Genomic DNA, 1743 nt, shown 5'->3' on the forward strand with positions numbered 1-1743 from the left:
ACTGGAATATGAATCGTCCCGAGTACGGGTTCGCCGCCCTTGCTGCACGATACGAATATCTCACTGGGAAGGCTCCGACGTTTCGAACTCCTGAACGTCGGGTGGATGTCGACGGGTTATTCGCGGCGCGCTACGGTGAAGATTACGCACCGCATGGAAAGCTCGAGAGTGTTGCGCGTCTAAACGGTCTAGATACTCGATCATTCAAAAATGGCAAGACCGAGGCCGGGCTCTATGAGCGTCAAGATTGGGGTGCTCTCGCTCGCTCAGCCGCTAGCAAAGCAAAAATAATTGGCCTGCTCCTTCGACTGCTTATTGAGGGAAAGGCTAAGACTGCCGAGTCTGCGGGTACCGTCTCATTCGCCGGAGCAAAAATTGATGCAGTCTCACTCGTTCTAGAACTCGGTGAGCGTATGCTCTTGGTGCGGCGAAGCTTAAAAGTGCGTTCTCATGGCAATCCGATAAAGTTCGAGAATGAGTATGATGATCAATATCTTTTCAGGGCTTTGCTGTCCCAATTCTTCGACGACATCAGAGAAGAAGAGTATACGCCATCATATGCAGGTCAAAATTCTCGCATAGATTTCCTACTTCCCAAGTATAAGCTTGCGATCGAACTAAAGCATACTCGTGAAAGTTTGAAAGATGGTAAGCTGGGCGAACAACTTATTGTGGATCGCGATCGATATCTAGCTCACAATTCAGTGACACACCTCATCTGTCTCGTTTTCGATTACGATGGCTGCTTGAGGAACCCACGTGCTATCGAAGAAGACCTTCGCTCCGAAACATCTTCTCCGGATATGGCGGTCACGGTTCGGATCTACGATCGGTAATCGGTCTGAGCGAAAAGGTAGGCTGTGACTCGGGATAGCTGAGCCTGAACGGACATGCAATAAGCTCTGCTCATGTTGTTAGAAAGGCAGAAAGGATCCGTTTACCTGCCTGTTCATCCCGTATGCCGTCGACCCGCCCGCAGGGGAAGCAGAGCGCGGGCCGGCTCGGCTTGTCCCGGGTTGAGGGCAGACGGGATGAACAGGCCCCTCACCCCAGCCACCGACAGTCCGGCGGTGGTGAGCACGACCGTGGTGGTCATCCCGGAGCCGGAGCGCCAGGGCGGATCCGCTGTATTCGATCCAGCCGTCTTATCGGAGTTCGGGCTGGCTGGCCGTGAACGCCTCCCATTCCTCGGGCGAGATGGGATGGTCGGCGCTGTCGAGCCAGTCGTCGGAGCGGGTGATCGCAGTCGTAGCCCATGAGCGTGGTCTTGATGGTGCGGTTACAGGTCGGGCTGTGAGGTTCCTGCGAGCTGTGACAGTTCGTGCTACCGGGCGGTGGCGCGGCCCACGTGTGGCGAGTCGGGTGAATATAGCGGGGCCGGCAGGCGGTTGGGCGGCTCAAGTGCGGCCCCGGCCGTGACCGGCCCCCAGGCCGCAGCGCGGCCGGGGTCCGCGACGCTGGGCCGTACGGCGGCGCGCCACGCCGCCGCCTTGATCCTTATGAGCGCAATTCAGCAGAGTTCCGCGTGATCGTGCGCCACCTGGTAGAGCGCTAGTGGTAGAACGCCAGCATGGTGGAGCGGCGGGATCGGTTGCGGGAGTTGGGTGAGCTGCTGCGGCGGCTGCGCAAGGATGCCGGGTTGACGGGTAAGGAGCTGGCGCAGCGGGCCGGTTTGGCGCAGCCGACGATCTCGCGCATGGAGACTGGGCAGTTGTTGCCGACGCCGGAGACGGTTGAGCGGGT

The 1743-nt window shown here is 58.5% G+C and carries 1 protein-coding gene; it reads left to right on the forward strand.

All coding sequences use genetic code 11. The annotated features are described in order from the left end of the window. The coding region (locus HCK04_RS40140; protein ID WP_168066681.1) for a hypothetical protein at positions 1 to 836 on the forward strand (836 nt) is incomplete at its 5' end. Positions 837 to 1743 lie beyond the last annotated feature (907 nt).

The sequence above is a fragment of the Microbispora sp. CL1-1 genome (genome assembly GCF_012034195.1).
Lineage (GTDB): Bacteria > Actinomycetota > Actinomycetes > Streptosporangiales > Streptosporangiaceae > Microbispora.